Annotated in this window: 1 protein-coding gene; it reads left to right on the top strand. The window is 60.0% G+C overall.

The window, feature by feature from the left end:
- On the top strand, positions 1-1,112 hold a 1,112-nt coding region (glyA, locus tag CQ012_RS17330), incomplete at both ends, for a serine hydroxymethyltransferase (protein WP_105662739.1).

Here is a 1,112-nt window from a genome sequence, read left to right as displayed (position 1 = left end):
CCGGAGATCGCGCAGCGTATTGACGCTGAGCTGGCTCGCCAGCAGCGCGGCCTGGAAATGATCGCTTCGGAGAACCACACTGCGCAGGCAATCATGCAGGCGCAGGGTTCGGTACTGACCAACAAGTATGCCGAGGGCTACCCGGGCCGCCGCTACTATGGCGGTTGCGAGGAAGTTGATGTCATCGAGACGCTGGCGATCGAGCGCCTGAAGGACTTGTTCGGCGCGAAGTTCGCTAATGTGCAGCCGCACTCGGGTGCGCAGGCTAACGCGTCGGTATACCACGCGCTGGTTCGCCCGGGCGATACCGTGCTCGGCCTGAATCTGAACCACGGTGGCCACCTGACCCACGGCATGAAGCTGAACTTCTCGGGCCGCTTGTTCAACATCGTTCCTTACGGTGTGGACGAGGAAACCTATGAGGTGGACATGGACGAGGTGGAGCGCCTTGCCATCGAGAATCAGCCGAAGATGATTGTTGCTGGCTGGTCGGCGTACCCGCGCCAGCTGGATTTCCAGCGTTTCCGCGAGATTGCTGACAAGGTTGGCGCGTACTTGTTCGTGGATATGGCGCACTTCGCTGGCTTGGTGGCAACCGGGTTGCATCCTTCGCCGGTGCCGCATGCTCATGTGGTGACTTCCACGACGCATAAGACGTTGGCTGGTCCTCGTGGCGGCATTATTCTGTCGAATGATGCGGAGATTGCGAAGAAGTTGAACTCGGCGGTGTTCCCTGGTCAGCAGGGTGGTCCGTTGGAGCACGTGATTGCTGGCAAGGCGGTGGCTTTCAAGATTGCTGCGTCGCCGGAGTTCAAGGAGCGCCAGGAGCGGACCTTGGCTGGTGCGCGGATTTTGGCTGAGCGCTTGACCCAGGAAGATGTTGTGGCCAAGGGCATCAGCGTTTTGACTGGTGGCACGGATGTTCACATGGTGCTCGTTGACTTGCGTAATAGCGAGTTGGACGGACAGCAGGGCGAAGACCTCTTGGCTCAGGTGGAGATCACCGTGAACCGCAACTCGGTTCCGTTTGATCCGCGCCCGCCGATGGTGACTTCGGGGTTGCGTATTGGTACTCCGGCGTTGGCTACCCGTGGTTTCTCGGAGGCTGCGTT

The sequence above is a fragment of the Arthrobacter sp. MYb214 genome (assembly GCF_002979865.1).
In the GTDB taxonomy this organism is placed as follows: Bacteria; Actinomycetota; Actinomycetes; order Actinomycetales; family Micrococcaceae; genus Glutamicibacter.
This window is presented reverse-complemented; position numbering and strand designations above follow the sequence as displayed.